The organism is Nocardiopsis sp. NPDC101807, from assembly GCF_044766605.1.
In the GTDB taxonomy this organism is placed as follows: Bacteria; Actinomycetota; Actinomycetes; order Streptosporangiales; family Streptosporangiaceae; genus Nocardiopsis; species Nocardiopsis tropica.
The window spans coordinates 79,890-103,571 of the sequence record NZ_JBIWMK010000006.1 but is presented as its reverse complement, the minus strand read 5'-3'; the positions used below and the strand labels follow the sequence as shown (position 1 = coordinate 103,571).

The window sequence follows — 23,682 nt, the reverse complement described above, 5'->3', positions numbered from 1 at the left end:
CTCCGACCGGGGCGAGGTAACATACATAGCAGAGGGGGAGCAGGTTCAGAGCTCCCGGATCAACCGACCTCGACCATTTTCTTGGCCGCCATGTCCAACGTCGCAGAAGCCCACTCCGGAAGGCTCATACCCGAGCTCTCCGCCGCTTCCTGCCATTGTTTCCGGCGTTCGGGGTTAATGGCCACCTGAACATACATCGTCTCCGGAACCGCGTCCTCGCCCCGGGCGTGGAGCTTGATCCGGCGGCGGAGTTCGTTCCGGGACCAGCGGCCTGCCTCCGCCTCGGAGAGCCACTTCTCCTGTTCGTTCTCGGGCAGCCCGCACACCTCCGCGTGGTGCTGGAAGCTCAGCTTCTCCCTGCGGCGGCCGGGGATGAACTTCCGGGCGACCCACGCGTAGTTGCGCAGGGTCTGGTAGTCCAGGGAGGTGTTCTCTATGGCCCTCTTGTACCTGTGGGGGTAGTTCTCCTGGCCGTAGATCAACCAGTCCCCCAGCCACCAGGCGGAGGCGTCGGAGATGACGAAGATGTGCTGTCCCCAGCGCTCCCAGTCGCTCATGGCCATGCCGTCGGGGAGGTGGAGGCTCGTGCGCCGGGTCGGGTTCCTGCTCCCCGTCCGCCGGCCGGCAAAGTCCACGGCGGGCCGGTGCTCGACCCCGCCCCGGGACTTCGTCCTTCCGTTCGCGTGGCCCGGATTCGTCATAGTTTCCATGTGGTCCCCTCATCGACCCTCCCGCTCGGCAAGAGAAATCAACGCTCGGATCAGGATCATTCCCCCGTGGGGAGAATTGGGCTGACATCGGTAAGAGGGCTCACTGCGGGGGATTTTCTAACCGCGGAGACAAAAGCTCGGAGAAGCGGCGAAAACTGGATTGCAGAAAGCACGCATGAAATGGAGAGCTGTCGGCGCGGATACACCGACCCCTCGACAGGGAACTCAGTGGGCGCAGCGCGTTCGCATTACCCTGAACCAGACCAGAGCGGTCGACAACAAGGCCTGAACCTGAGAACCTCCTCGGGTGAATTCATGCTTGAAACAACCCTGCACACCGCCGCTGATACATCCACCAGCATGGCCGCTGACACAGCGTATGAGATAGACAAGCGTGCAGCAACCCCCAAATAATAGACACCTTGAGCAATAATTTGTTCACGGTGCGTCACGCAAGTGGGACCAGATTCCTTTCCTTTGGCCGAAACTTCTCCCGCCGTTTCGCCGCCGGACCGCCGGCGCATAAGGCATTGCAAGGGAAGCGGACGCGCGCCCCCGACAAAAACAGCCGCCCGGATTAGATTCCCCTACCCTTCCCGAGAACATCGAGGATTGCCGATGCGTATCTTGTTCACAACGTTCTCCGAGAAGGCTCACTTCATCGGAATGGTGCCCCTCGCGTGGGCGCTGCGCGCGGCCGGGCACGAGGTGCGCGTCGCCAGCCAGCCCGAGCTGGCCCCCACCGTGGCGGCGACGGGCCTGCCCTTCGTCCGCGTGGGCACGGACCACCTGCTCCCCCAGGTCATCAGCTGGGTGGGTCGGATGGGGGAGGACATGCGGCCGGACTTCGACATGATGGGCGTGGCCGCCGCGGAGCCGCCGTCGTGGGAGGCGCTCCGGGCGGGGTACCGCGACGTGCTCATCCCTCTGTGGTGGAAGGTCGTCAACGACCCGATGCTGGACGACCTGGTGGCGTTCTGCCGCGCGTGGAAGCCCGACCTGGTCGTCTGGGAACCCCTGACCTTCGCCGGGGCGATCGCCGCGCAGGCGTGCGGCGCGCCCCACGTGCGGTTCCTGTGGAGCCTGGACCTGCTCGCCGCCATGCGGGTGCAGTACCTGGAGCGCATGGCCGAGCAGCCCGGGGCCGACCGCGACGACCCCCTCCGCGCCTGGCTGGAGAACCGCGCCGCCCGCTACGGCGTCGGCTTCTCCGAGGACCTCGTCCGGGGCCGGGCCACCCTCGACCCCGTCCCCGGCTCCCTGGGCGTCCCCGTCCCCACCGGTACCCGCCGCCTGCCCCTGCGCTACGTCCCCTACAACGGCAGGGCCGTGGTCCCCGATTGGCTGCGCACCCCGCCGGCGCGGCCCCGCGTCGCGCTCAGCCTCGGCATCACGGCCACACGGCGCCTGGGCGGCCATACCGTGGACGTGGGCACCCTCCTGGAGGGGCTGGCCGACCTGGACGTGGAGGTCGTCGCCACGCTGTCGGCGCCGGAGCAGGCCAAACTCGGCGCCGTGCCGCCCAACGCGCGCCTGGTCGAGTACGTGCCGCTGCACGCCCTCGCCCCCGCCTGCGACGCCATGATCACCCACGGTGGCGCGGGCACGGTCCTGACGGGCCTGGCCCACGGGGTGCCCCAGGCCGCGGTACCGCACCACATGTACGACGAGCCGCTCCTGGCCTCACTGGTGGCCGCGCAGGGGGCGGGGGTGGTCGTGGACCCGGCACGGGTCTCTGCGGACACGGTCCGTGAGGGTGTGCTGCGCCTGCTCGGCGATCCCGCCCACGCGAGGGCGGCGGGGCTGCTGCGCGAGGAGATGGCCGCCATGCCCTCCCCCGCCGACGTCGCCCGGGACCTGGCCGGCGCGGCGGGAGAGGGCGCTGGGCCGGCCCTCACTCGATCCTGACGTCCGGGACGTACTGGATCCAGCGGCCCCCGGCCTCGCGGAAGCCGACCTCCTTGGCCATGATCTCCTCGGCGTGGTTCCACGCCAGGAGGAGCGCGTAGTCGGGGTAGGAGGCCGTGAACGCCTCGTGTCCGAGGACCCGGACGCCGGAGCCGGGGGTGAGGCGCCCCTGCTTGGCGGGCGTGGTGTCGCAGACGAACTCCAGGAGTTCGGCGTCGATCCCGCAGAAGTTGAGCACCGTCGCGCTCTTGGCGGTGGCGCCGTAGCCCACCACGCGCTTGCCCTGGTCGCGGAGGGAGCGCAGCTCCTTCGTCAGGCTCTCGCAGTTCCCCCTGACCCGGTCGCCGAAGGAACGCAGCGCCTCCGGCGAGGTCAGGTCCCGCTCCTCCTCCTCGGCCAGGATCGCCGACACGGCCCCCGAGGGGGTGCGGGCGCCCTCCTTGGCCAGCGTGTAGCGCAGCTCCCCGCCGTGGGTGGGCAGGCGCTCGACGTCGACCAGTTCCAGCCCGAACCGCCGGGCCATGTTGCGCACGGAGGTGGCGGTGAACAGGAAGAAGTGCTCGTCGTAGAACTGGTCGAAGGACGCCTTCTCGCTGACGTCGCCGAAGTAGGGGTCCTCGAAGACGAACACCCCGCCGGGGGCCAGCAGCTCCCCGATCCCCTCCAGGACCGAGTCCACGTACGGGATGTGGCAGAACGTGTTGGCGGCGTAGACGACGTCGGCGGGACCGTCCTCCTCGCGGACGCGCAGCGCGGTCTCCTTCTCGAAGAACGCGTTGCGCACGCGGACGCCCTTGGAGCGGGCGACCTCGGAGACGGCTCCGGACGGCTCCATCCCGAGGTGGCGCACCCCGGCCCGGGCCACGGTCTCCAGCATGACGCCGTCGTTGCAGCCCAGCTCGACCACGAAGGGGTCGGGCCCGGTCAGGTGCTCGGCGAGCAGCTTCTCCGCGGTGGCCTCGAAGTGGGCGCGCATGACGGTGGAGCCCGAGGAGTAGTAGGGGTACCCCTCGTGGAACATGCGCTCCCTGGGCACCTCCTCCATCAACTGCACCATCTGACAGTCCGGACAGGCGCCGACGGCCAGGCGGTAGAAGAACTCCTCGCCGGTGTCGTCGGGCTCGCGGAAGGCGTCCGACAGCGGCTGGCGGCCGAAGTCCATGAACTCGGTGACCGTTCCTCGGCAGACACGGCACGTGGTGGTGGGGACCAACCTGAACTCCTCGCGGGCGTCGTGGGACGGGCGCGCCGGGGGTCGGCGGCCCGGGATCGGCGGGCGGCCGGTGGTCGGCCGCCCGACGGGCGGGGGTCAGTCCGTGGTGTTCTCCTGCTGTTCGAGCCACCACGGGCTCTCCTCGGCCCACTCGATGGTGCGGGCCACCCCCTCCCGCAGGGAGGTGGTGCTCTTCCACCCCAGGAGGGAGAGGATCTTCCCGGCGTCGGGGATGCGCCGGTCGAGGTCCTGGTAGGAGTCGCCGAACCTGTCCCGGGTGTCGATCGACGTGAGGCCGACCCGCCCCCCGGTGAGCTCCACGACGAGGTCGACCGCCTCGCGGATCGTGACCTCGTCCGAACTGCCGACGTTGAAGCACTCCCCGTCCGCCTCGGGCCGGGTGCCGATCTCGATGGTGGCGTCGACGGCGTCGTCGATGTAGGTGAAGCTCCGGGTCTGACTGCCCTCGTCGTAGATGACCGGGGGCTCCCCGCGCAGCGCCCGGTGGACACTGCGGCTGATGAGGAAGGCCGGGCGCTGACGCGGCCCGTAGAGGTTGAAGTAGCGGACGATGGAGGCGTTGAGGCCCCGCTCCCGCATGTAGCCGAACGTCAGGTGCTCGGCCAGCGCCTTGCTGGAGGAGTAGCTCCACCGGTTGGCCGACGTCGTCCCGAGGATCCGGTCGGCGTCCTCCTTCCAGGGGACGTCCGGGTTCTTGCCGAACACCTCGCTGGTGCTGGCGAAGACCACCTTGGCCCCGACCTGCGCCGCCCGGTCCAGGACGTTGCGGGTCCCCGTGAAGTTGACGTCGATGACGTCGAGGGGGGATTCCAGGTAGCGGTCCACCCCCACGACGGCGGCGAGGTGGTACACCACGTCCACCCCGCTCTTGATGGCCTCGGAGAGCTGGTCCGCGGAGCTGACGCTGCCCCGGACGTACTCGACCTCGGTCCAGGAGGGGGCGGGTTCGGGCAGCGCCCCCTTCGAGTCGAAGACGACGACCTCGTCCCCCCTGCGCAGGAGGCGGTCGACGAGGTGGCTTCCGACGAAGCCGTTTCCCCCGGTCACTACGGCACGCGCCACGGCGTCTACCGTCCTATCCCTCGGTAGGTGAATCCGAGCCCCGTGAGGGACTCGACGGTCTGCTCGTCGAAGTGGGCCCGGCCGTCCAGGAACAGGCATCCCGGGGCGGTGAGCGCGCGGAGCGCGGCCATGTCCAGTTCGGCGAACTCATCGTGCCACGCGAGAACCGCGAGGCAGTCGGCGCCGGACGCCGCCCCTTCCACCCCGGACGAGGGCTCCACGCCGAACTCCTTGCGGATCTCGTCAGGGTCCGCGAGCGGGTCGAAGAGCGCCACGTCGGCGCCGGCCTCACGGAGTGCGGAGACCACGGGCAGAGTGGGGGTCGACCTCAGGTCGCCGGTGTTGTTCTTGAAGGACAGTCCCAGCACGGCCACCCGCGACCGGTCGGCGGGGGTGCCCAGGGCGGCGAGGCCGTCCACGATGAGCCCGGCGACGTAGCCGGGCATCGCCTCGTTGGCCTCGCGCGCGGTGACCACGGTGCTGAGGTCGACCCCCCGTTCCCGGGCGGAGCGCCAGAGCATCCAGGGGTCCTTGGTCAGGCAGGAGCCGCCCACGCCGACCCCCGGGGAGAGGACGTTGATGTTCCCCTTCCCCTTGGGCACCTCGTTGGTCGCCGCGATGACCTCCATGGCGTCCACCCCGATGGCCGCGCAGTAGCGCGCGAGCTCGTTGGCCAGGGCGATGTTGTGGTCGATCCACCAGTTGTTGAGGAGTTTCACCGTCTCGGCGGCCTCGATGGAGGAGCAGGGGACGGTCTCGACGCCGAGCCCGGCCCGCCAGAACCGCTCGGCCGCCGCTCCGGACCGCTCGTCCCAGCCGCCGACGACCACGGGGAGCCGGCGGATCTCGGCCAGCGCGCTGCCCTGGGAGAGGCGTTCGGGGCAGAAGGCCAGCCCGAAGTCCTCGCCGCAGGTCAGGCCCCCGCCCTCCAGCAGCGGTGCGACGAGGTCGCGGGTCGTGCCCGGGGGGACCGTGCTCTTGAAGACGACGACCTGTCCGGCCCGCAGGTGCAGCCCGATCTCGGTCGCGGCGTTCTCGACCTGCGTCCGGACGAGCGTGCCGTCCTCCTGGACCGGGGTGCCGACGGCGATCACGACCACGTCCGTATCGGAGATCGCGGCGAAGTCGGTGGTGACGCGCAGTCGGCCGGTCCCCCGGCCCTTGGCCACCAGTTCGGGCAGCCCCGGCTCCTTGAGACGGCAGCGGCCCGCCTCCATCTCCTCGATCAGGGAGGCGTCGACGTCGACGCCGACGACGTCCACCCCGTTGTCGGCCAGGCTGACGGCGACGCACGATCCCACGTATCCCAGGCCGACGACCGAGACGGTGATGTCCCCCCGATCCAGCAGGAAACGCATATGAGCTCCATTCGACTCTCACCCCGGCGGCACAGGGAAAACAGGTCCCGAGGGATCTTGACGAGAAAGGATCGGTCCAGTATCCGGCCATTCACCTGTCCGGCGGATCGGCCGGTGCTTGGGAATCTACTTCATGCGAACGAGATGCACGGAGCAGCACCGGGGAGTCCTCGTCGGATGCGGGGCGAACGACTTCCCTACAATCTCCCTTGCCGAAGATAAATGAGGCCCCGGCCGGTTCAGGTGGGCAATGATATGCGCGCGGAAGCAACTCTTGGCAAACCCGGTCCCGTGCCGATTGCTTCGGCCGCCGGGAAAGAATACGCCGCGGCCGGGGCGGAGCCGCGGCGCCGGGGGCCTCCCGGACCGCTCCCGCGGCCGGCGGACGACACAGGGACGGAGGCGATGGCCGTGCGCGTGCTGATCGCGACGCAGGCGGAGAGAACCCACTTCCTGGGGATGGTGCCCCTGGCGTGGGCTCTGCGGGCCGCGGGACACGAGGTGAGGGTGGCGAGCCAGCCCGCGCTGGGGCCGACGGTGGCGGCGACGGGCCTGCCCTTCGTCCCCGTGGGGCGGGACCACCTCCTGCGCCGGGTCATGCGCCAGTACCACGCGATGACGGGCGGGGAGGAGGACGATTTCGACATGGCGGAGGACCGGGACGAGGTCCTCACCTGGGAGTACCTGCTGGAGGGCTACCGCCTGATGGTCCCGTGGTGGTGGCGGATGGTGAACGACCCCATGGAGCAGGACCTGGTGGCGCTGTGCCGCGAGTGGAGGCCCGACCTCGTCGTCTGGGAGCCCATCACCTTCTCGGCGGCGATCGCGGCGCAGGCGTGCGGCGCCGCCCACGTGCGCTACCTGTGGGGCGCCGACATCTTCGCCCGCACCCGCGCGCGGTTCCTGGAGCGGATGGCCGAGCGGCCCGAGGCCGAGAGAGAGGACCCCCTGGCCGCCTGGCTGGGCGCCCGCGCCGCCCGCCACGGCGTCGAGTACTCCGAGACCCTCGTCCACGGCCAGGCCACCGTCGAGCAGGTCCCCGCCTCCCTCAGGGTGGACACGCCCTCCCACCTGGACTACCTGCCGATGCGCTACGTCCCCTACAACGGCAGGGCCGTCGTCCCCCACTGGCTGCGCACACCGCCCGAACGCCCCCGCGTCGCCCTCACCCTCGGCACCAGCGCGGCCGAGTGGTACGGGGAGCACCAGCTCTCCCCCGAGGTCGCGCTGGAGGGCTTGGCGGACCTCGACGTGGAGGTCGTCGCCACCCTGCCCGCCCGTGAACAGGACGCCCTGGGCCCCGTCCCCGCCAACACCCGCCTGGTCGAGTACGTGCCCCTGCACGCGCTCGCCCCCACCTGCGACGCCATGGTCACCCACGGCGGGCCCGGCACCGTCCTGACCGCCCTCACCAGCGGCATCCCCCAGCTCATGGCCCCCAACGTCAACATGTTCGACACCGTGCTGCTGTCGGGCAGGGTGCGGGACCGGGGGGCCGCCCTCATCCTGGAACCCGACCGGGTCACCCCCGACGCCGTGGCCGCCGGGGTACGCGCGCTCCTGGACGAGCCCCGCCACACCGGGGCGGCGCACACCCTGCGCCAGGACATGGCCGCCATGCCCACCCCCGCCGACCTCGCACGCACCCTCACCGACCTCGCCCACCGGCGCTGACCCCGCACACCACCCCGGACCACGGGGTCGCGCGGGGGCCGGGGCTTTCCCGAACCTCCGGCGGCGCCCCGCTCAGGCCGGGCCCAGGGACCCCTCCCGCACCAGGTCGGCAAGGACGCGCGCCGTCGCGGCGGGGGTGGGCATGGCGGCCATCTCCTGGCGTATGAGCGCCGCCGCCGCGGCGTGTCGGGGGTCCTCGACCAGGCGGCGCGCGGTGTCCCGCAGGCTCACGGCCCCGGCGTCCTCCGGCAGCACCACCAGCCCCGCCCCCTGGCGCTCCACCAGCCGCGACAGCAGGGGGGCGTCCAGCCGGGGCCCGGGCACGAGCAGTTGGGGCACCCCGTGTGACAGCCCCGAGCACAGGGTGCCGGGCCCGGAGTGCGTGATCATGGCCGCGCAGGTCGGTGCCAGGACGTGCAGGGGCGCGTAGCCCACCAGCCGCACGTTGTCGGGGAGCGGGCCGAGCCCGGCCTCCTCCTCCGGCGGCAGGGTCGCGACGATCTCCGCGTCCAGCTCCCCCAGCCCCCGCAGGACCTCGCCCAGCGAGAACGTGTGCCCCCCGAACCACTCGGTCGTGCTGCTTCCCACGCTCAGCGCGATGCGGGGCCGCGCCGGCGGGGTGCGCAGCCAGTCGGGGACCACGGCCCTGCCGTTGTAGGGGACGTAGCGCAGGGGCAGGCGCCGGGCGCCGGTGGGCGCGGACAGGGTCAGGGAGCCGGGGAGGTAGTCCAGGGTGGCCCGGCCCCGGACGAGGTCCTCGGAGAAGCCGACGCCGTAGCGCGCGGCCCGGTTCTCCAGCCAGGCGCGGACGGGGTCGTCGCGATCGGCCTCGGGCTGCTCGGCCATGCGCTCCAGGTACTGCACCCGCATGGCGGCGAACAGGTCCAGGCTCCACAGGAACCGCACGTGGGGCGCACCGCACGCCTCCGCCGCGATCGCCCCCGCGAACGTGGTCGCCTCCCACACCACCAGGTCGGGCTTCCACGCACGGCAGAACGCCACCAGGTCGTCCAGCATCGGGTCGTTCACCATCCGCCACCACCAGGCCGCCGTGTCGCGCGCGCCCCACCGCAGCTCCTCCCACGACAGGTCGTCGTCCCAGGCCTCGCCGACGTCGAACAGCCCCGGGGCCTCTCCCTCGCCCCACTGGGTCACCACCTCGAAGTGCTTCTTCAGAAGGTGGTCGCGTCCGACCGCGACCGCGGGCAGTCCCGCCCGGGCCAGGAACCCCGTCAGTTCCGGCTGGCTGGCGACGCGCACCTCGTGTCCGGCGGCGCGCAGTGCCCACGCGAGGGACACCATGCCGATGAAGTGCGTCTTCTCCGCGTAGGAGGCGAGCAGTACACGCAAGGGGGCATCTCCGGAGAGGAGCCGGAACCACCGGAAGGGCGGTTCCGGGAGGGGCGGGCGGTGGGGGGCGGCGCGGCGGCGGGAGCAGGGGCTCCGGGCACGGCGGGACGCGGGTGTCGCGGGGTACGGTGCCCTTCGTCCGAGGGCGCCGGGGCGGCCTCTTCGCCGCCGGGCGCCACCGGATCGCGAGCATAGCGGCGCGGGGTCCGCCCGGACGTGGAAGTCTTCTCCACGAGGCCCTTTCCGGATCCTTCCGGAGCGATAACGGCGGCATCCGGCGGCCGGCGCACCCCCACGAGTTCCGTTCGACCCCGAGTCCAGCTTTCTCTGCGAGACACCATGAAACAGGGGAGAGAATGCAGTACACACGCCTTGGCCGTACCGCGCTGGAGGTCAGCCGCCTCTGCCTGGGAACGCTGAATTTCGGCGTGAACACTCCGCGGGACGAGAGTTTCGCGATGATGGACAGCGCGCTCGAACACGGCGTCAACTTCTTCGACACCGCCAACCACTACGGGTGGCAGGTGCACAAGGGAATGACCGAGGAACTCATCGGCGAATGGTTCGACAAGGGCGAGGGGCGCCGCGACCGTTCCATTGTGGCGACCAAGGTCTTCAACCCCATGAGCGACTGGCCCAACGACCGCGGCCTCTCGGCCCGCCACATCATCGCCTCGTGCGAGGAGTCGCTGCGCAGGCTGCGCACGGACTGGATCGACCTCTTCCAGATGCACCACGTGGACCGCAACGCGCCGTGGGAGGAGGTCTGGCAGGCGATGGAGATCCTCGTCCACCAGGGCAAGGTGCGCTACGTGGGCTCCTCCAACTTCGCGGGCTGGCACCTGGCCTCCGCCCAGGAGGCCGCGAACCGGCGCAACTTCCTCGGCCTGGTCTCGGAGCAGTGCGCGTACAACCTGGTCACGCGCCACGTGGAGCTGGAGGTCCTGCCCGCGGCGGCGTCCTACGGCATCGGGATCCTGACCTGGTCGCCGCTGCACGGCGGCCTGCTGGGCGGCGCCATCCGCAAGCTCCGTGAGGGCACCGCCGTCAAGACGGCCAAGAGCCGGGCGATGGAGGTGCTGCGCGAGCGCGGGGACACGATCGCCGCCTACGAGGACCTCTGCGACTCCGTGGGCCGCGACCCGGCCGAGCTGTCGATCGCGTGGGTGCTCTCGCGCCCGGGGGTCAACTCGACCATCGTCGGGCCGCGCACCCTGGGCCAGCTCGACGGCGCGATCCGGGCCCTGGAGACGGGGATCGACGCGGAGACCGCCGAACGGATCGACGCCCTGTTCCCCCCGGTGGGCAAGGGCGGCCCCGCGCCCGAGGCCTGGTCGTGGTGAGCCCGGGGGCCCGGCGGGTCCCCGGCCCCCCTCACGCGGTCGCCCGTCGGCCGGTCCTCCGGACGCGGGCTCCGGGGCCTGCCCGCGTCCGGCGCCTCCCGCGTCTCAGGAGCCGGGCGGGGCGTCGGCGATCCGCACCACGGCGCAGGAGAGCGTGACCCCCGAGCCCAGTCCGCCCAGGACCACGTGGTCCCCGGGCCGGACCCCGCCCTCGTCCAGCAGGTGGCGCAGCCCGATGAAGGGGTCGGCGGCCCCGATGTGGCCGATGGTCCGGCCGTGGCTCCACGTGGACTTCTCCATGGGGAGCTTGAGGACGTCCATCCAGCGGTGCTCCACCGCTCCCGGGCCCAGGTTGCTGAAGGTGGCGCGGGCGATGTCGCCGAAGCCCACCCCGGCCTCCGCGAGGGTGCGGCCGACCAGCAGCATCATCTTCTGCTGGAGGGTGAACCAGGCGAGGTCCACCTCCGGGTCCTCCTCCCCCTTCGCGGAGAGGGCGCGCCCCCGGGCGCGAAGGTCCAGGGCGGTGCCGGTCGTGGCCGCCGGGGGGAACTCGGGCTCCCCCGCCCGGTGCAGCTCCTCCAGCTCGGGGACGACCATCGAGCCCACCGAGAGCACCCGGGCCAGGCCGGGCGCCCGCCCCAGGAGGACCGCGCAGGCGCCGTCTCCCATCACGAAGGCCCCCGAGCGCCACCTGTCGACGTTCGGGGTGCTGAAGTTGTCGGCCGCGACGAGGAGGGCGGTGGCGCTCTCCGGGGCTCCGCGCAGGTGCGGCTCGGTCAGCTCCATCGCGGTGAACAGGGCGTTGCACCCCTGGCGCAGCTCCCCCGCGATGACGTCGCCCCGGACGAGGTGGTGCTGGAGGTGGTACTGCGGGAACCAGACGTCGGGGCCCTGGTGCCAGATGTCCGTGTAGAGGAGGACGCGCGTGTCGTCGGGGTCGGCCCCCGCCTGGCCGTACGCCTCGCGGGCGCTGCGGAGCGCCATCTCCGGGGCGGGGAGCTCACCCGCGACGGCGGCGCCGGCCATGTCGTGGACGGCCGCCTCCTCCGCCGTGGTGAGACCCTCGGCGACGGCGGTCTCCACGCTCACCCGGGTGTCGGGGAGGTAGACACCGAGGCCCCGGATCCATAGTTCTGGCGTCTGCAAGGCGAACCCTTCCCTGTGGGGTGCGACCTGGCGGTACGCCCCGTCTGACATGCGAATTCCCCGTCCGTGACGCGGACGGGGCGGTGGGTCCGGGCGGGCGGCGGACGGTCGGCCCGCCGCACGCGGCCGGCCTCAGGCGTCCCGGTGCACCCACTCGCCGGACCTGGCGCGGGCCTCCTCCGCGAGGGCGTCGCGCACGGCCCGCACCTCCGCGGCGAGGGGGCGGTCCCGGTCCAGCGGCGGGGACAGCTCGGCGATCCGGCCCCACAGCCCCGTCTCCCCGGTCCTGCCGGTGAGCGCGGCGAGCTGGGCCAGGCCCACGCCGAGCGAGCCGACGACCAGCCACGCCAGGTCCAGGGCCTGGGCGAGGGAGTTCGCGCCGTTGAGCGCCATGGGCACGTGGTCCTGGTTCCCGTTGTTGCAGGGCAGGGCGGTGAGGGTGGCGGGGGTCACGAGTTGGCGGATCCGCGAGACGAACGAGGTGGCGCTGACCTGGACCCCGGCCAGGCCGCTCCCCGCCCCGGGCCGGGGGGTGAGCATCGGCGGGAGCCCGCCGTTGGTGTCCGAGCCGCAGAGCAGGGACAGCTGCCGGTCGGCCATGTAGGCCACCTGCTGGAGGGCCAGGCCGAGCTGGTCCGAGCACAGGCCCACGGGCATCGCGTGGAAGTTGCCGCCGTGCAGGACCTCTCCCGCGCTGCTGACGGGGTTGTCGGTGGTCCCCACCGCCTCGCGCAGCAGGATGCGCTCCGCGGCGGCGAGCTGGTCGAGCACCGCGCCGAGGATCTGCGGCGCGCACCTGAGGCTGTAGGGCTCCTGGAGGGGCCTGGCCTCGTCGCGCTCGGCTCCGTCGGGGATGCCGGACCTGATCCACGCGGCGGCGGCGGCCTGGCCGTTCTGGCCGCGGGCCTCCGCGATCCCCGCCGCGTACGCCTGGGGGTTGGCCCCCAGCAGGTCCACCATCCGGGCGGTCGTCAGCGCCGACGCGCGGACCACGTCCTCGACCTGGCGGTGGTTGTCGACGGTGACGGCGAGGCTGACCCCGCTGCCGTTGACGAAGGACAGGGCCTCGCGTGCGTTCCACCGGACCGGGGACGCGCCCAGGCGGCCCAGGGCCTCGGCGGCGGGTCTGCGCGACCAGGCGCCGGAGTCCTCGCGCACCCAGGCCTCGCCCTGGCCCGCGAACGCCAGAGCCGCGCTGGCCAGGGGCTGGAGGTCGCCACTGGCGCTCACCGTGCCCTCACGCGGGATGACGGGGGTGAAGCCGCGGTTCCACAGCCCGACGAGCTCCTGCCAGAAGTCGACCGACACCGCGGAGTAGCCGCGGCGCATGCTCGTGAGCCGGAGGGCGACCACGAGTCGGCTGACCTCGGGCGACAGCGGCTCCCCCTGCGCGCTGCCGAGGTGGGCGATGAGTCCGTCCCCCTGCTCGCCCGCGGACTCCGAGGCGGGGAAGGCCACGAGCGGGCCGAAGCCGCGCGTGACCCCGTAGACGTCGGCGCCGTCGGCCAGGTGTTTGGCCATGGTCGTGGCGCTGGCCTGCATCCGCGAGAGGTCGTCGTCGGTCCAGCCGATGCTCGCGTCCCACGCGGCCCGGCTGACGACCTCCGCCAGGCTTGTCGGCGTTGGCGTCATCTGTCCACTCCTTCGGGGCGGGCGCGCGCGGACTGCACGCGCCGAAGTTTGCCTGTCTCGGAGCGGTCGATCCGCTCCACCGTCCGCACACTGCGGGGACGGTATTCGATCCGGTCGAGCGCCCTCCGGAGCTCCTCCGCGTCGGGGGCCCCGGCCGGCGCCGGGACGATCAGGAGGTCGAAGTGCTCCCCGGTCAGCGGGTCGAGCACCGGGACGCACGCCAGGTCCTCGCAGTCGAGGACGTCGGCCAGCCCCTCCTCCATGAGGTCCAGGTCCAGGCGCCGCCCGTTGACGTTGACGAGCCGGGTCCGGCGTCCCGCGAACCCGAAGGTCCGGTCGCTGAGCCGGACCACGTGGTCGTCCATCCGGCACTCCGCGACCGGGGCCCCCGCCCCGGGCCGCGCGATGCGGGGGCTGCGGACCACCAGGGGGTCCTCCGTCCCGGGGCGGTCCGGTCCGTGCCCGAACTCGACGTCGGGGAACAGGTGCCACGGCGGGTCGTGGGGGCTCCACTCGCGGTGGGCGACGCCACCGGTCTCCGTCGATCCGAAGATCTCGGTCAGGCTCGCGCGGTCGCCCGCCGCGGAGAGCAGGTCGTTCGCACTGCGCGGGACCACCGCCGTGCTGTGGACGAACGCGAGGCGTTCGGCCGCCTCGATCCAGTTCGTGCGGCTGAGGAGGATCCGGAAGGTCCAGGGGATCGCCATCACCGCCCAGCGGCGGTGGTCGGCGGGCGGCAGCGGGGCGAACTGGGGCACGTACCAGACGGGCACGCCGAGGAGGGCGGGCACGAGCACGCTGGAGAGCATCCCGTAGAGGTGCCGCGGCGGCGCGAAGGACACGACCGCCTCGGGCCGGGCGTCCTCCAGCAGCGCGGCGAGCAGGCCCGCCTCCGCCACGAGCTGCTCACGGGTGCGGTGCCAGACGGTCGGACGGCCGGTGCTTCCCGAGGTGGTGAACGCCGTCTCGGGGGGCAGCAGGCGGCCGAGGAACCGCTCCGCGGGTTGGTCCAGCGCGTCCCAGCGCACCGTCCACGGCCGTTCCGAGAGTTCGGGCGCCGCGGGGAGCCGTGTGATGAGGTCGCCGGGGGAGAGCTCGTCAACCGACACGTGAGTCCTGATCCGATCGGGGGTCGGGTCCCGGGCGGGGCCCGGGACGGGGAATACGGGTCCGTCCCGGCCTCGTCGTTGTCCCGCCGGCGGGACGGGCGGGACGGGCGGGACGGGCGGGACGGATGCGGGGACGCCTCAGCCGCCGTCCTCCACCTGGGGGAGGCGCTTCTTCAGCGGTTCCCACCACGCGCGGTTCTCCGTGTACCAGGCGACGGTGCGGGCCAGCCCCTCCTCGAAGGAGACGGCGGGCCGGTAGCCCAGCCGCTCGGCGGCCTTGGTCCCGTCCACGGAGTAGCGGCGGTCGTGGCCCTTGCGGTCGGCGACGAAGCGGACCATCGAGGCGTCGTGCCCGAGCAGCTCCAGGAGCGCGCCGGTGACCTCCAGGTTCCGCTTCTCGACCGAACCGCCGATGTTGTAGACCTCGCCGGGCTCACCGTGCTCGGCCGCCAGGGCGAGGGCGTCGCAGTGGTCGTCCACGTGGACCCACTCGCGGACGTTGCCGCCGTCCCCGTAGACGGGCACTGGCATCCCGTCCAGCAGGTTGGTCACGAAGAGCGGGATCATCTTCTCCGGGAACTGGAACGGCCCGTAGTTGTTGGCGCACCGGGTGACGCAGACCCGCATGCCGTAGGTCCGGTGGAAGGACCGCGCCAGGAGGTCGGAGGCGCTCTTGGAGGCCGAGTACGGGGAGTTGGGCTCCAAGGGGTCGGTCTCGACCCACGATCCCGAACCGAGCGTCCCGTAGACCTCGTCCGTGGAGACCAGGACGAAGTTCTCCACGTTCTCGGCCAGGGCCGAGTCCAGCAGGTGGAAGGTGCCCATGACGTTGGTGCGGACGAAGCAGCCGGCGTCCGAGATCGAGCGGTCCACGTGGGTCTCGGCGGCGCAGTGCACCACGAGGGACACCCCGCCCATGAGTTCGCGCACGAGCTGTTCGTCGCACACGTCACCCTGGACGAAGGACAGGCGCGGGTCGTCGGCCACGGAGGCCAGGCTCTCCGTCGTGCCGGCGTAGGTCAGCTTGTCCAGGACCACGATCTCGGCGTCCGCGTACCGCGGATAGGAGCCGGCGAGGACACGTCTGACGAAATTGGAACCGATGAATCCGGCGCCACCGGTGACCAGGATCTTCATACACCCGCACCCTGCCGCACCCCCGCCGCCCTGCGGGCGGCCTCCATGACGTACGCGCCATAGCGGGAATTGGGCATCTCTTCCCCGAGCCGATAGCACTCGTCCGCTCCGATGAAGCCCATGTGCAAGGCGATCTCCTCAAGACAGGCGACCCGGACACCGGTCCCCCGGGCCGTGGTGGAAACGTATCGGCTTCCCTCCAACAGGGATTCCTCGGTGCCGAGGTCGAGCCAGGTTATTTCGCTCCCCATGGTCACGAGTTCGGCCCGTCCCCTCTCCAGGTAGACGCGGTTGACATCGGTGATCTCCAGTTCGCCCCGCGCGGAGGGGACGATGCTCTCGGCGATGTCCACCACGTCCTGGTCGTAGAAGTAGAGGCCCGTGACCGCGCAGTCCGAGCGCGGGGCGGCCGGCTTCTCCTCCAGGCTCTCGAACCTGCCCATGTCCCCGAATCCCGCGACCGCGTACTGCCGGGGGTCGCTCACCTTGGTTCCGAAGAGCGTGCACCCGGACGTCGAGGTCGCGGCCCGGTCGAGCAGTCCGCCGAAGCCCTCGCCGTGAAAGATGTTGTCCCCCAGGACGAGGGCGCTACGGCTCCCCCGGATGTGGTCCCGGCCGATGAGCAGCGCCTCCGCGATCCCCTTGGGCTCGGGCTGGGTCGCGTACCGGATCTCGATCCCCAGCGAACTCCCGGTGCCGAGCACCTGACGGATCAGGGGAAGGCTCTCAGGATTGGTGATCAGGAGGATCTCGCGGATTCCAGCCGTCATCAGCACGGAGATCGGGTAGTAGAACATCGGCTTGTCGTAAACCGGGAAAAGGTGTTTGGAAATACTTCGGGCAGCGGGAAACAGGCGGCTGCCAGTGCCACCCGCCAACACAATACCTTTCATGGTGACTCCCAGAGAGGTCCGAACATCGATATTGCCGGGCAAGTACGGCGCGAACATACTGCTGCGCTATGCCCACCGGCCTGGATCCAGCACCGGTGCTAGGCTCCCAGAACCTCTTCCGAAGGGATCAACACAACCGTACCGTCACGCCGGCTCGGAAGAGGAGAACAGGTTCGGAGTGCAACACCCGCAATGAACATGCAGCGGGCCGGGCTTGTCAAGGAGCGGTGGCGGCTTTCACCGATCGGACCATCGAAATCCCGGAAGTGGGGAACACCTTGCGAATCGTCGTCGCGGCATACGCGGACAAGGCTTATTTCTTTGGCATGGTGCCGACGGCGTGGGCGCTGCGTGCCGCCGGACACGAGGTGCGGATCGCCACCCAGCCCTCCATGGTCGAGGCAGCCGCCGAGACGGGCCTGACCGTGGTGCCGGTCGGGGGCGACCACACCCTCGCCGAGGTCGTGGCCCACGGGCGCGAGGAGCCGGGCGAGTCCATCTTCGACCTCTCCGAGGAACGCCCGGAGCGGCTGGGCGAGGAGAACCTGCGCGACGCCTACGAGGACCACGTCACCTGGTGGTGGCGACTCGTCAACGAGCCGATGGCGGAGGACCTCGTGGCGTTCTGCCGCGAGTGGAAGCCGGACCTGGTCCTGTGGGAGCCGAGCACCTACTCCGGGGCGATCGCCGCCGAGGCGTGCGGCGCGGCCCACGGGCGGTTCCTGTGGAGCATCGACCTCTTCGCGCGCCTGCGCGGCCTCTACCGGGCGACCGACCCCGACCCTGCCGTACCCGACGCGCTCACCGCCTGGCTCACCGAGGCCGCGTCCGCGTTCGGCGTGGACTTCTCCGAGGACCTCGTCCTGGGCCAGTTCTCCGTGCACCAGCTCCCCGAGGCGCTGCGGCTGCGGGAACTGGAGACCGGGACGCACCTGAGCGTGCGCCCGGTGCCCTACGGCGGGAGCGCGGTCCTGCCGGCGTGGGCCCGCGAGGAGCCCGAGGGGCGGCGCGTGCTCGTCGACTGGGGTTCCTGGAACAAGTCCCCGGAGGGCGCCGCCTCATTCGTCGACGTGGTCGACGCGCTGATGGAGCTGGAGGCCGAGCCGGTCGTGCTCTCCCCCAGCTCCTGGGAGGACGCGCTGCCGGCGCTCCCGCCGGAGATCCGGGTCGCCGACACGGCGGCCGCCCACCTGCTGATGGGGTCGTGCTCGCTGCTGGTGCACGGCGGGGGCTTCGACTCGTACTGCAACGCCCTGGTGGAGGGGCTCCCGCAGTTCGTCGTGCTCAACGTCGACCAGTTCGACGGGGGCCTGATCACGCGTGCGCTCCAGGACCGGGGCGCCCTGCGCTCGGTGTCCCTCGCCTCGGCCCTGACCGAGGGGGTCGACCAGCACCTGGCCGCCGTCCTCGACGGTCCCGGGGCGAGGGAGGCGGCCGAGCGGATGCGTGACGAGACCCTGTCCGCCCCCGCCCCGGACCAGCTGGTCCCGGCCCTGGAGCGGATCGCCGCCCTCCGGGGAGCCGGCGGGGCCTGAGCGGTCGGGCCGGTCAGCGCCGGTCGCTGAGGTCGGTGAGGGTGTGGGCGAGGTCGGCGGGTGTCGGCATGGCCTCGATGTCGTGTCGCAGGGCGTGCGCGGCGCGGGTGAAGGACGGGTCGCGCAGGAGTGCGCGGACGCCGTCGGCGACGGCCTCGGGGGTGACGCGGTCGGGGGGCAGGAGCAGGGCGGCGCCCCGGTCCCGCACCAGACCGGACAGCACCGGGATGTCGAACATCCGGGGGTGCGGCGCCAGGAGTTGCGGGATCCCGCAGGTCAGAGCGGTCAGGACGGTGCCGGGGCCGCCGTGGGTGACCATGGCGTCGCAGGTGGGGGCGAGCGCGTGCAGGGGCACGTACTCGACCAGGCGGGTGTTGGCGGGGACGGCGGTGAGCTTGGCCTGCTCGTGGGCGGGCAGGGTCGCGACGACCTCCGCGTCCAGGTCCGCCAGCCCCTCCAGAAGGGTGCCCACGTCGACCGTGTAGCCCCCCAGCCTCAGGCTCGCGCTCGTGCCGAGGCTGAGCCCGACGCGGGGGCGTTCGGGCGGTGTGCGCAGCCAGTCGGGGACCACGGCCCTGCCGTTGTAGGGGACGTAGCGCACGGGCAGGTAGTCCAGGTGGGAGGGCGTGTCCACCCTGAGGGAGGCGGGGACCTGCTCGACGGTGGCCTGGCCGTGGACCAGGGTCTCTGAGAACTCCACCCCGTACCGTGCGGCGCGGGCGCCCAGCCAGGCGGCCAGGGGGTCCTCCCTCTCGCCCTCGGGCCGCTCGGCCATCCGCCCCAGGAACCGCGCCCGGACCCGGGCGAACAGGTCCACGCTCCACAGGTGTCGCACGTGCGCGGCGCCGCACAGCTCGGCGGCGAGGGGGGCCGCGTACGTCGACGGCTCCCAGACGACGAGGTCGGGCCTCCACTCCCGGCAGAACGCCACCAGGTCGTCCAGCATGGGGTCGTTCACCATCCGCCACCACCAGGTGACCACCTTGCCGTAGCCTTCGCGCAGGTAGTCCCAGGTGAGGACCTCGTCCCGGTCCTCCGCCATGTCGAAGTCCAGATGCCGGTCGGCCAGCCCGTTCCGGCTGACCCTGGCGAAGTGGTGGTCCCGGCCGACGGGGACGAAGGGCAGCCCCGCGTCTGCGGCCACGGACCTCAGGTGCGGCTGGCTCGCCACCCGCACCTCGTGCCCGGCCGCCCTCAGGGCCCATGCCACGGGCACCGTCCCCAGGAAGTGGGTCCTCTCCGCCTGCGTCGCGATCAGCACCCTCATCGCGGCCCCCGCCCCGAGCCCCCGTGCCGGACGGCGCTCACGCCGACCCGGCCCCCGCCGCCGCGCGTACGTAGACGGCGCCGGCCGCATCCCACTCCTCCCGGTAGACGGCGAAGATCCGCACGGATCGCAGCCTCTCCCCGTCGCGCAGGTACTCGGTCAGGGTGCCTTCCCGGGGCGTCGGCGTCCCCGTCGCGCGCAGGCCCGGGATCCCGCTGTCGACCACCCAGAAGTAGACCTTGCGGATGTTCCACATCGAGAAGGCGTAGTTGACGGCGAGGGCGTGGGCGTCCGTCACGCCCTCCTCCCCGAGCAGTGCCGTGTCCAGGGCGAGGGCGCACTTCACGTAGCGCCCGTTCGGGTTGAGGGAGTGCAGGGAGGCGTACCCGCAGACCCGGCCGGACGCCGGTTCCTCCACGAAGAACTGGGCGGCCACGCCCTCGAACTGCTTGGGCCAGAGCGAGGCGAAGACGTCGCGGCTCGGCATCCCGGCCAGACCGAGCCCGGAGAGCTCGTCGTGGACCGCCTCCCCGAACCTCTCGCCGGTGGACGCGAGCCTGGCCGACCGCGTCTCCAGATGGGGAAAAACGATCTCGTGCACAACTTCTCCCGACACTTCTGGGCAGAGCAGAGAAAAGCGCTGTGAAGATTGGCATCTCCACAGCGCGTCAAAACAATCAGCTACAACCGAAGTAGCTGATGCCGCTGTTCAGCAGAACGGCCTCGTCGAGGACGGTGTCCATCTCCTGAAGAGACAGGACGTCGGTGTGAACCATGTCTGAGCTCCTTTCCTGTGCGCAGTCGGATACTGGCGGTTCAGAACCTAGGGCAATTTCTCCGGTGCGACAAGAAGCACGTGCCCCGTGCCGCGGACGGCGCACGTGCTGTCCCGCCGGCGGGACGCCGGGACCGGCGCCCTGAGCCGCCCTCCGTGCCCCGACCTGGCTCGGCCCCGGATACCGGCCGGGCGGCGGCGCCCGGGCCCGGCCCGGCGGCCGGGGCACGGCCCCTAGAGTGTCGCGCCATGCTCACACCGCACCTCGAGACCCCGCGCGTCAGGTTCAGCCCCCTCGCGCCGGAGAACGTCACGAAACTCTACGACCTCCTGACGGAACTGGGCCTGGAAAGCCTTCCCTCACGCGACGCCTTCTCCGAGTCCTACCACTCGGTGGCCAACCGATTCGTCGACGTATTCGAGATCCGGCTCCGGCGCACGGGCGAGGTCCTCGGTTTCGGGTCGATCCGCGAGCACGACCCGGCCGGTCATGTGAAACTGGGAATCTTCATGCGCACGGACCGACTTCCCGTGGGCGTGGGCGCCGAATCCATGATGCTGCTCGTCAACCACGCTTTCGCGAATTGGGATTACCTCAGGAAAGTGTACGTTCTGACCACGGACGCGAGCCTGGGGCAATTCGGGTCGGCACTCCTGTCCACCCCCCGGGAGGCGTCACTCCCCCGACACGTCTACTTCCAGGGCCGGCTGTGGGACCTGCACTTCTACTCGGTGTCGCGGAGCGCCTGGACCGCCAACGGCGCCCCCATCCTCGACAGGATCGCGCGCGGGCCCAGGTCCAGGGCCGCCGCCGGGGGCCCCCGGCCCGAGTGAACCGCGCCCCGCGCGGCCGAGCCCGTACCGCCACGCCTCCCGGAGGGAAGCCCATGCTCGACCTGTTCGAGATGTACACGCTCGCGGACCCGCTGTTCTTCGAGGAGCCGAGCCGCCTGGCGGACGGCTCCCGCCACGCCCTCGTGGTCCCGGCGGAGTTCTCCGTGAGCGCGCTGGAGCCGCCGCCCGGCTGGAAGCGCACACGGAGCGGTCTCTGGCAGGTCGTCGCCCCCGAGGACCCCTCGCTGCCCGAGCAGGGCTGGAAGATCCACGTCTCGGCGACGGTGGACGGCGCGGACGCGACCTGCCGTGACGTGTGGGACTACTGCACCGGGCACGGGATCGCCTTCAAGTACCTTCTCGACAAGAACATCCTCGTCGCGGCCAACGCCAAGTACGCGGCCCGCGCGTCCAGCGGCAAGCTCCTGACCGTCTACCCGCGCGACGAGGAGGAGCTGGAACGGACCCTGCACGGGCTCTCGGCCCTGGTCGGCGGGCGTCCCGGACCGTACGTCCTCAGCGACCTGCGGTGGGACCGGGGCCCCCTCTACGTCAGGTACGGCGCGTTCCGGGAGAGGTGGTGCCTCGACGCGCACGGCTCCCGGGTCCCCGCGCTGCGCGCGCCGGACGGCTCCCTCGTCCCGGACCGCCGCGTCCCCTCGTTCTCGCCCCCGTCCTGGGCGGGGCTCCCCGCCTTCCTCGAACCCCACCTGGCCGCCCGGTCCTCCGAGGAGCGCCAGCCCTACGTCGTGGAGAAGGCCCTGCACTTCTCCAACGGGGGCGGTATCTACCTGGGCCGCCGGGAGGAGGACGGCCTCCAGGTCGTCCTGAAGGAGGCCCGCCCGCACGCGGGCCTGGACCGGGACCTTCGGGACGCGGTGGCGCGCCAGGAGCGCGAGGAGGAGAACCTGCGCCGCCTGGACGGCGTCCCGGGCGTCCCCCGGCTCCTCGGGAGCTTCACGCTGGGCGGGCACCGGTTCCTGGTGCAGGAGTACAAGGAGGGCCGCACCCTGGGCTCGTGGGGCGCCGTCCACCACCCCGGTGTGACGGACGCCCGGCCCGGCGCCGACAGCCTCGCGGCCTTCACGGAGCGGGCCCTTCGCATCCTGGGCCGGCTGGAGGCGGTCCTCGCCGCCGTCCACGACCGCGGCCTCGTCTTCGGCGACCTGCACGCCAATAACGTCATCGTCGACTCCGAGGACAACGTCGCCCTCATCGACTACGAACTCGCCTTCGACGCGGACGACGACGGCCGACGGGCCCCGCTCGGCGCCCCCGGCTTCTCCGCGTCGGCCAGGACCGGCCCGGCCGTCGACTCCTACGCCCTCGCCGCGACGCGCCTGTCCGTCTTCCTCCCCTTCTCACGGATCACCGCGCTCGCCCCGGAGAAGGCGGCCGCCCTGCTCGGCGTGCTCCGCGAGCTCTTCCCCGTGCCCCCGGCGTGGGCGGACGAGATCGAGCGCGAGCTGGTCCCGGCCCCCTGCGCCCCGGCGCCGACCCCGGTGACCCCGCAGGCCGTCGCCGCGGGCATCCGGGCGTCCGCCACGCCGGAGCGCACCGACCGGCTGTTCCCCGGAGACCTCCAGCAGTTCGTGTCCGGCGGCTACGGCATGGCCCACGGCGCGGCCGGGGTCCTGTGGGCGCTGGACCGGGCCGGGCAGGGGCGCTCGCAGGAGCACGAGGCGTGGCTGTTGGAGGCGTCGCGCCGCCTGCGCTCCCCCCGGCAGGGCTTCTACGACGGGGTCGCGGGCCTGGCGTACGCGCTGGACCACCTGGGCCACCGCGAGGAGGCCGCCGACCTGCTGGACCGCAACGCCGGGGAGCCGGTCGGGGGCGTCTCCCTCTTCTCCGGGGCGGCCGGGGTCTGCGCGAACCTCGTGCACTTCGCGGCGGGGGACGCAGGGAGCGAGTACGCGGTCCGCGCCGCCGAGCTGGGCGGCCGGCTCGCCGAGGCGGTCGCCTCGGCCTCCGGGGACGGCCCGGCCACCGGGCGGGCGGGGCTCATGCGCGGCTGGAGCGGCGTGGCCCTGGCCATGCTCGCGCTGTACCGCACCACGGGCGACACCGCCTGGACCGACGCCGCGGTGCGGGCGCTGCACCTGGACCTGGACCAGTGCGTCGCCTCCCCCGACGGCGCCCTGCTGGTCCGCGACCGCGGCGCCCGCGCCCTCCCCAACATCGACGCCGGGGGGCTCGGCGTCGCCCTCGTCGTCCAGGAGCTCCTGGCGCACAGGGCCGACGAGCGCTGCGCGGAGAGCCTTCCCGCGCTGAGCCGGTCGTGCCACACCCTGCTGTACGCGCAGGCGGACCTGCTCCACGGCAAGGCCGGGCAGGTCGCGGCGCTCGCCCGGCTCGGCGGGGCGGAGGAGGACCTGCGCTCCCGCGTCCGCGAGCTGGAGTGGTACGCCCTGCCCTTCCGCGGCCACACCGCGTTCCACGGCGGACGGGTGCCGCGCCTGTCCATGGACCTCGCCACCGGCGGCGCCGGCGTCCTGCTGGCCCTGGCCGCGGCGTCCGGCGGCGGGAGCCCCTTCCTGCCGTTCTTCTCCGAGCCGCCCGCGACCGCGGGGAACGGGACCGGCTGAGGACCCGCGCCGGGACCGCGCGGTCCCGGCGCCGTCGCGGGCGCACCGCGCCCCGGCACGTGAACACGAGGAGGGCCGTCGCAGACCCGGGGCGGTGGACGCCCCCGGCCCCGGCGGCCACGGACGGAAA

At 72.1% G+C, this 23,682-nt stretch carries 19 protein-coding genes; 6 read left to right on the top strand and 13 right to left on the bottom strand.

What is annotated here, in order from left to right:
* Positions 1–59 precede the first annotated feature (59 nt).
* Positions 60–710 (bottom strand): LmbU family transcriptional regulator, encoded by a 651-nt coding sequence (locus ACIRPH_RS19365; protein WP_402916206.1) that lies wholly within the window; start codon positions 708–710, stop codon positions 60–62.
* Positions 711–1,328: 618 nt separating this feature from the next.
* On the opposite strand from ACIRPH_RS19365, the gene ACIRPH_RS19360 reads away from it, so the two are divergent.
* The gene (locus ACIRPH_RS19360) at positions 1,329–2,618 is read left to right on the top strand and encodes an activator-dependent family glycosyltransferase (protein WP_402916204.1); all 1,290 of its coding nucleotides are present in this window, start codon (positions 1,329–1,331) and stop codon (positions 2,616–2,618) included.
* Here the strand turns inward: ACIRPH_RS19360 and ACIRPH_RS19355 are convergent.
* The 3 genes from ACIRPH_RS19355 to ACIRPH_RS19345 form a co-directional block, all read right to left on the bottom strand.
* Entirely contained in the window at positions 2,605–3,780 is a 1,176-nt protein-coding gene (locus ACIRPH_RS19355; protein WP_402916886.1) for a methyltransferase domain-containing protein, read from the bottom strand. The genes ACIRPH_RS19360 and ACIRPH_RS19355 overlap by 14 nt on opposite strands.
* A 147-nt stretch (positions 3,781–3,927) precedes the next feature.
* On the bottom strand, positions 3,928–4,914 hold the full coding sequence (locus tag ACIRPH_RS19350) for an NAD-dependent epimerase/dehydratase family protein (protein ID WP_402916202.1): 987 nt from the start codon (positions 4,912–4,914) through the stop codon (positions 3,928–3,930).
* Between the two features lie 5 nt (positions 4,915–4,919).
* Positions 4,920–6,272 carry a nucleotide sugar dehydrogenase gene (locus ACIRPH_RS19345; protein WP_402916200.1) on the bottom strand — a complete coding sequence of 451 codons (1,353 nt, stop codon included), beginning with the start codon at positions 6,270–6,272 and terminating at the stop codon, positions 4,920–4,922.
* A gap of 411 nt (positions 6,273–6,683) precedes the next feature.
* Here ACIRPH_RS19345 and ACIRPH_RS19340 point away from each other — a divergent pair, with 411 nt between their 5' ends.
* Positions 6,684–7,946, top strand: coding sequence for an activator-dependent family glycosyltransferase (locus ACIRPH_RS19340; RefSeq protein WP_402916884.1), 1,263 nt, complete (start codon positions 6,684–6,686; stop codon positions 7,944–7,946).
* Positions 7,947–8,018: 72 nt separating this feature from the next.
* Here the strand turns inward: ACIRPH_RS19340 and ACIRPH_RS19335 are convergent, their stop codons facing one another.
* The gene (locus ACIRPH_RS19335; protein WP_402916198.1) at positions 8,019–9,296 is read right to left on the bottom strand and encodes an activator-dependent family glycosyltransferase; all 1,278 of its coding nucleotides are present in this window, start codon (positions 9,294–9,296) and stop codon (positions 8,019–8,021) included.
* Between the two features lie 356 nt (positions 9,297–9,652).
* On the opposite strand from ACIRPH_RS19335, the gene ACIRPH_RS19330 reads away from it, so the two are divergent.
* Positions 9,653–10,639, top strand: a complete 987-nt coding sequence (locus ACIRPH_RS19330; RefSeq protein ID WP_267947217.1) for an aldo/keto reductase — start codon at positions 9,653–9,655, stop codon at positions 10,637–10,639.
* A gap of 105 nt (positions 10,640–10,744) precedes the next feature.
* Here ACIRPH_RS19330 and ACIRPH_RS19325 read toward each other — a convergent pair whose 3' ends face one another.
* The 5 genes from ACIRPH_RS19325 to rfbA form a co-directional block, all read right to left on the bottom strand.
* Complete coding sequence (locus ACIRPH_RS19325) at positions 10,745–11,836, bottom strand: ketoacyl-ACP synthase III family protein (protein WP_402916196.1); 1,092 nt, start codon at positions 11,834–11,836, stop codon at positions 10,745–10,747.
* Positions 11,837–11,917: 81 nt separating this feature from the next.
* Positions 11,918–13,417 carry an aromatic amino acid lyase gene (locus ACIRPH_RS19320; protein WP_402916194.1) on the bottom strand — a complete coding sequence of 500 codons (1,500 nt, stop codon included), beginning with the start codon at positions 13,415–13,417 and terminating at the stop codon, positions 11,918–11,920.
* Positions 13,414–14,526, bottom strand: coding sequence for an AMP-binding protein (locus tag ACIRPH_RS19315; RefSeq protein WP_402916192.1), 1,113 nt, complete (start codon positions 14,524–14,526; stop codon positions 13,414–13,416). Before ACIRPH_RS19315 ends, ACIRPH_RS19320 begins: the two co-directional genes overlap by 4 nt.
* A 138-nt stretch (positions 14,527–14,664) precedes the next feature.
* Entirely contained in the window at positions 14,665–15,663 is a 999-nt protein-coding gene (gene rfbB, locus ACIRPH_RS19310) for a dTDP-glucose 4,6-dehydratase (protein ID WP_402916190.1), read from the bottom strand.
* Positions 15,660–16,556 carry a glucose-1-phosphate thymidylyltransferase RfbA gene (rfbA, locus tag ACIRPH_RS19305; protein ID WP_402916882.1) on the bottom strand — a complete coding sequence of 299 codons (897 nt, stop codon included), beginning with the start codon at positions 16,554–16,556 and terminating at the stop codon, positions 15,660–15,662. The genes rfbB and rfbA overlap by 4 nt, the downstream gene beginning before the upstream one ends.
* 326 nt (positions 16,557–16,882) lie before the next feature.
* Between rfbA and ACIRPH_RS19300 the strand changes: the two genes are divergently transcribed.
* Positions 16,883–18,091, top strand: a complete 1,209-nt coding sequence (locus ACIRPH_RS19300) for a nucleotide disphospho-sugar-binding domain-containing protein (RefSeq protein WP_402916188.1) — start codon at positions 16,883–16,885, stop codon at positions 18,089–18,091.
* Between the two features lie 13 nt (positions 18,092–18,104).
* Here the strand turns inward: ACIRPH_RS19300 and ACIRPH_RS19295 are convergent, their stop codons facing one another.
* The 3 genes from ACIRPH_RS19295 to ACIRPH_RS19285 form a co-directional block, all read right to left on the bottom strand.
* On the bottom strand, positions 18,105–19,358 hold the full coding sequence (locus tag ACIRPH_RS19295) for an activator-dependent family glycosyltransferase (protein ID WP_402916186.1): 1,254 nt from the start codon (positions 19,356–19,358) through the stop codon (positions 18,105–18,107).
* Between the two features lie 37 nt (positions 19,359–19,395).
* Positions 19,396–19,959, bottom strand: a complete 564-nt coding sequence (locus tag ACIRPH_RS19290; protein WP_402916184.1) for an N-acetyltransferase — start codon at positions 19,957–19,959, stop codon at positions 19,396–19,398.
* 76 nt (positions 19,960–20,035) lie between these two features.
* Positions 20,036–20,134, bottom strand: a complete 99-nt coding sequence (locus ACIRPH_RS19285; RefSeq protein ID WP_267947225.1) for a SapB/AmfS family lantipeptide — start codon at positions 20,132–20,134, stop codon at positions 20,036–20,038.
* Positions 20,135–20,382: 248 nt separating this feature from the next.
* Between ACIRPH_RS19285 and ACIRPH_RS19280 the strand changes: the two genes are divergently transcribed.
* Together ACIRPH_RS19280 and lanKC are read left to right on the top strand one after the other, a co-directional pair.
* Positions 20,383–20,967 (top strand): GNAT family N-acetyltransferase, encoded by a 585-nt coding sequence (locus ACIRPH_RS19280; RefSeq protein ID WP_402916181.1) that lies wholly within the window; start codon positions 20,383–20,385, stop codon positions 20,965–20,967.
* 53 nt (positions 20,968–21,020) lie between these two features.
* Positions 21,021–23,552 carry a class III lanthionine synthetase LanKC gene (lanKC, locus tag ACIRPH_RS19275; RefSeq protein ID WP_402916179.1) on the top strand — a complete coding sequence of 844 codons (2,532 nt, stop codon included), beginning with the start codon at positions 21,021–21,023 and terminating at the stop codon, positions 23,550–23,552.
* Positions 23,553–23,682: the final 130 nt, after the last annotated feature.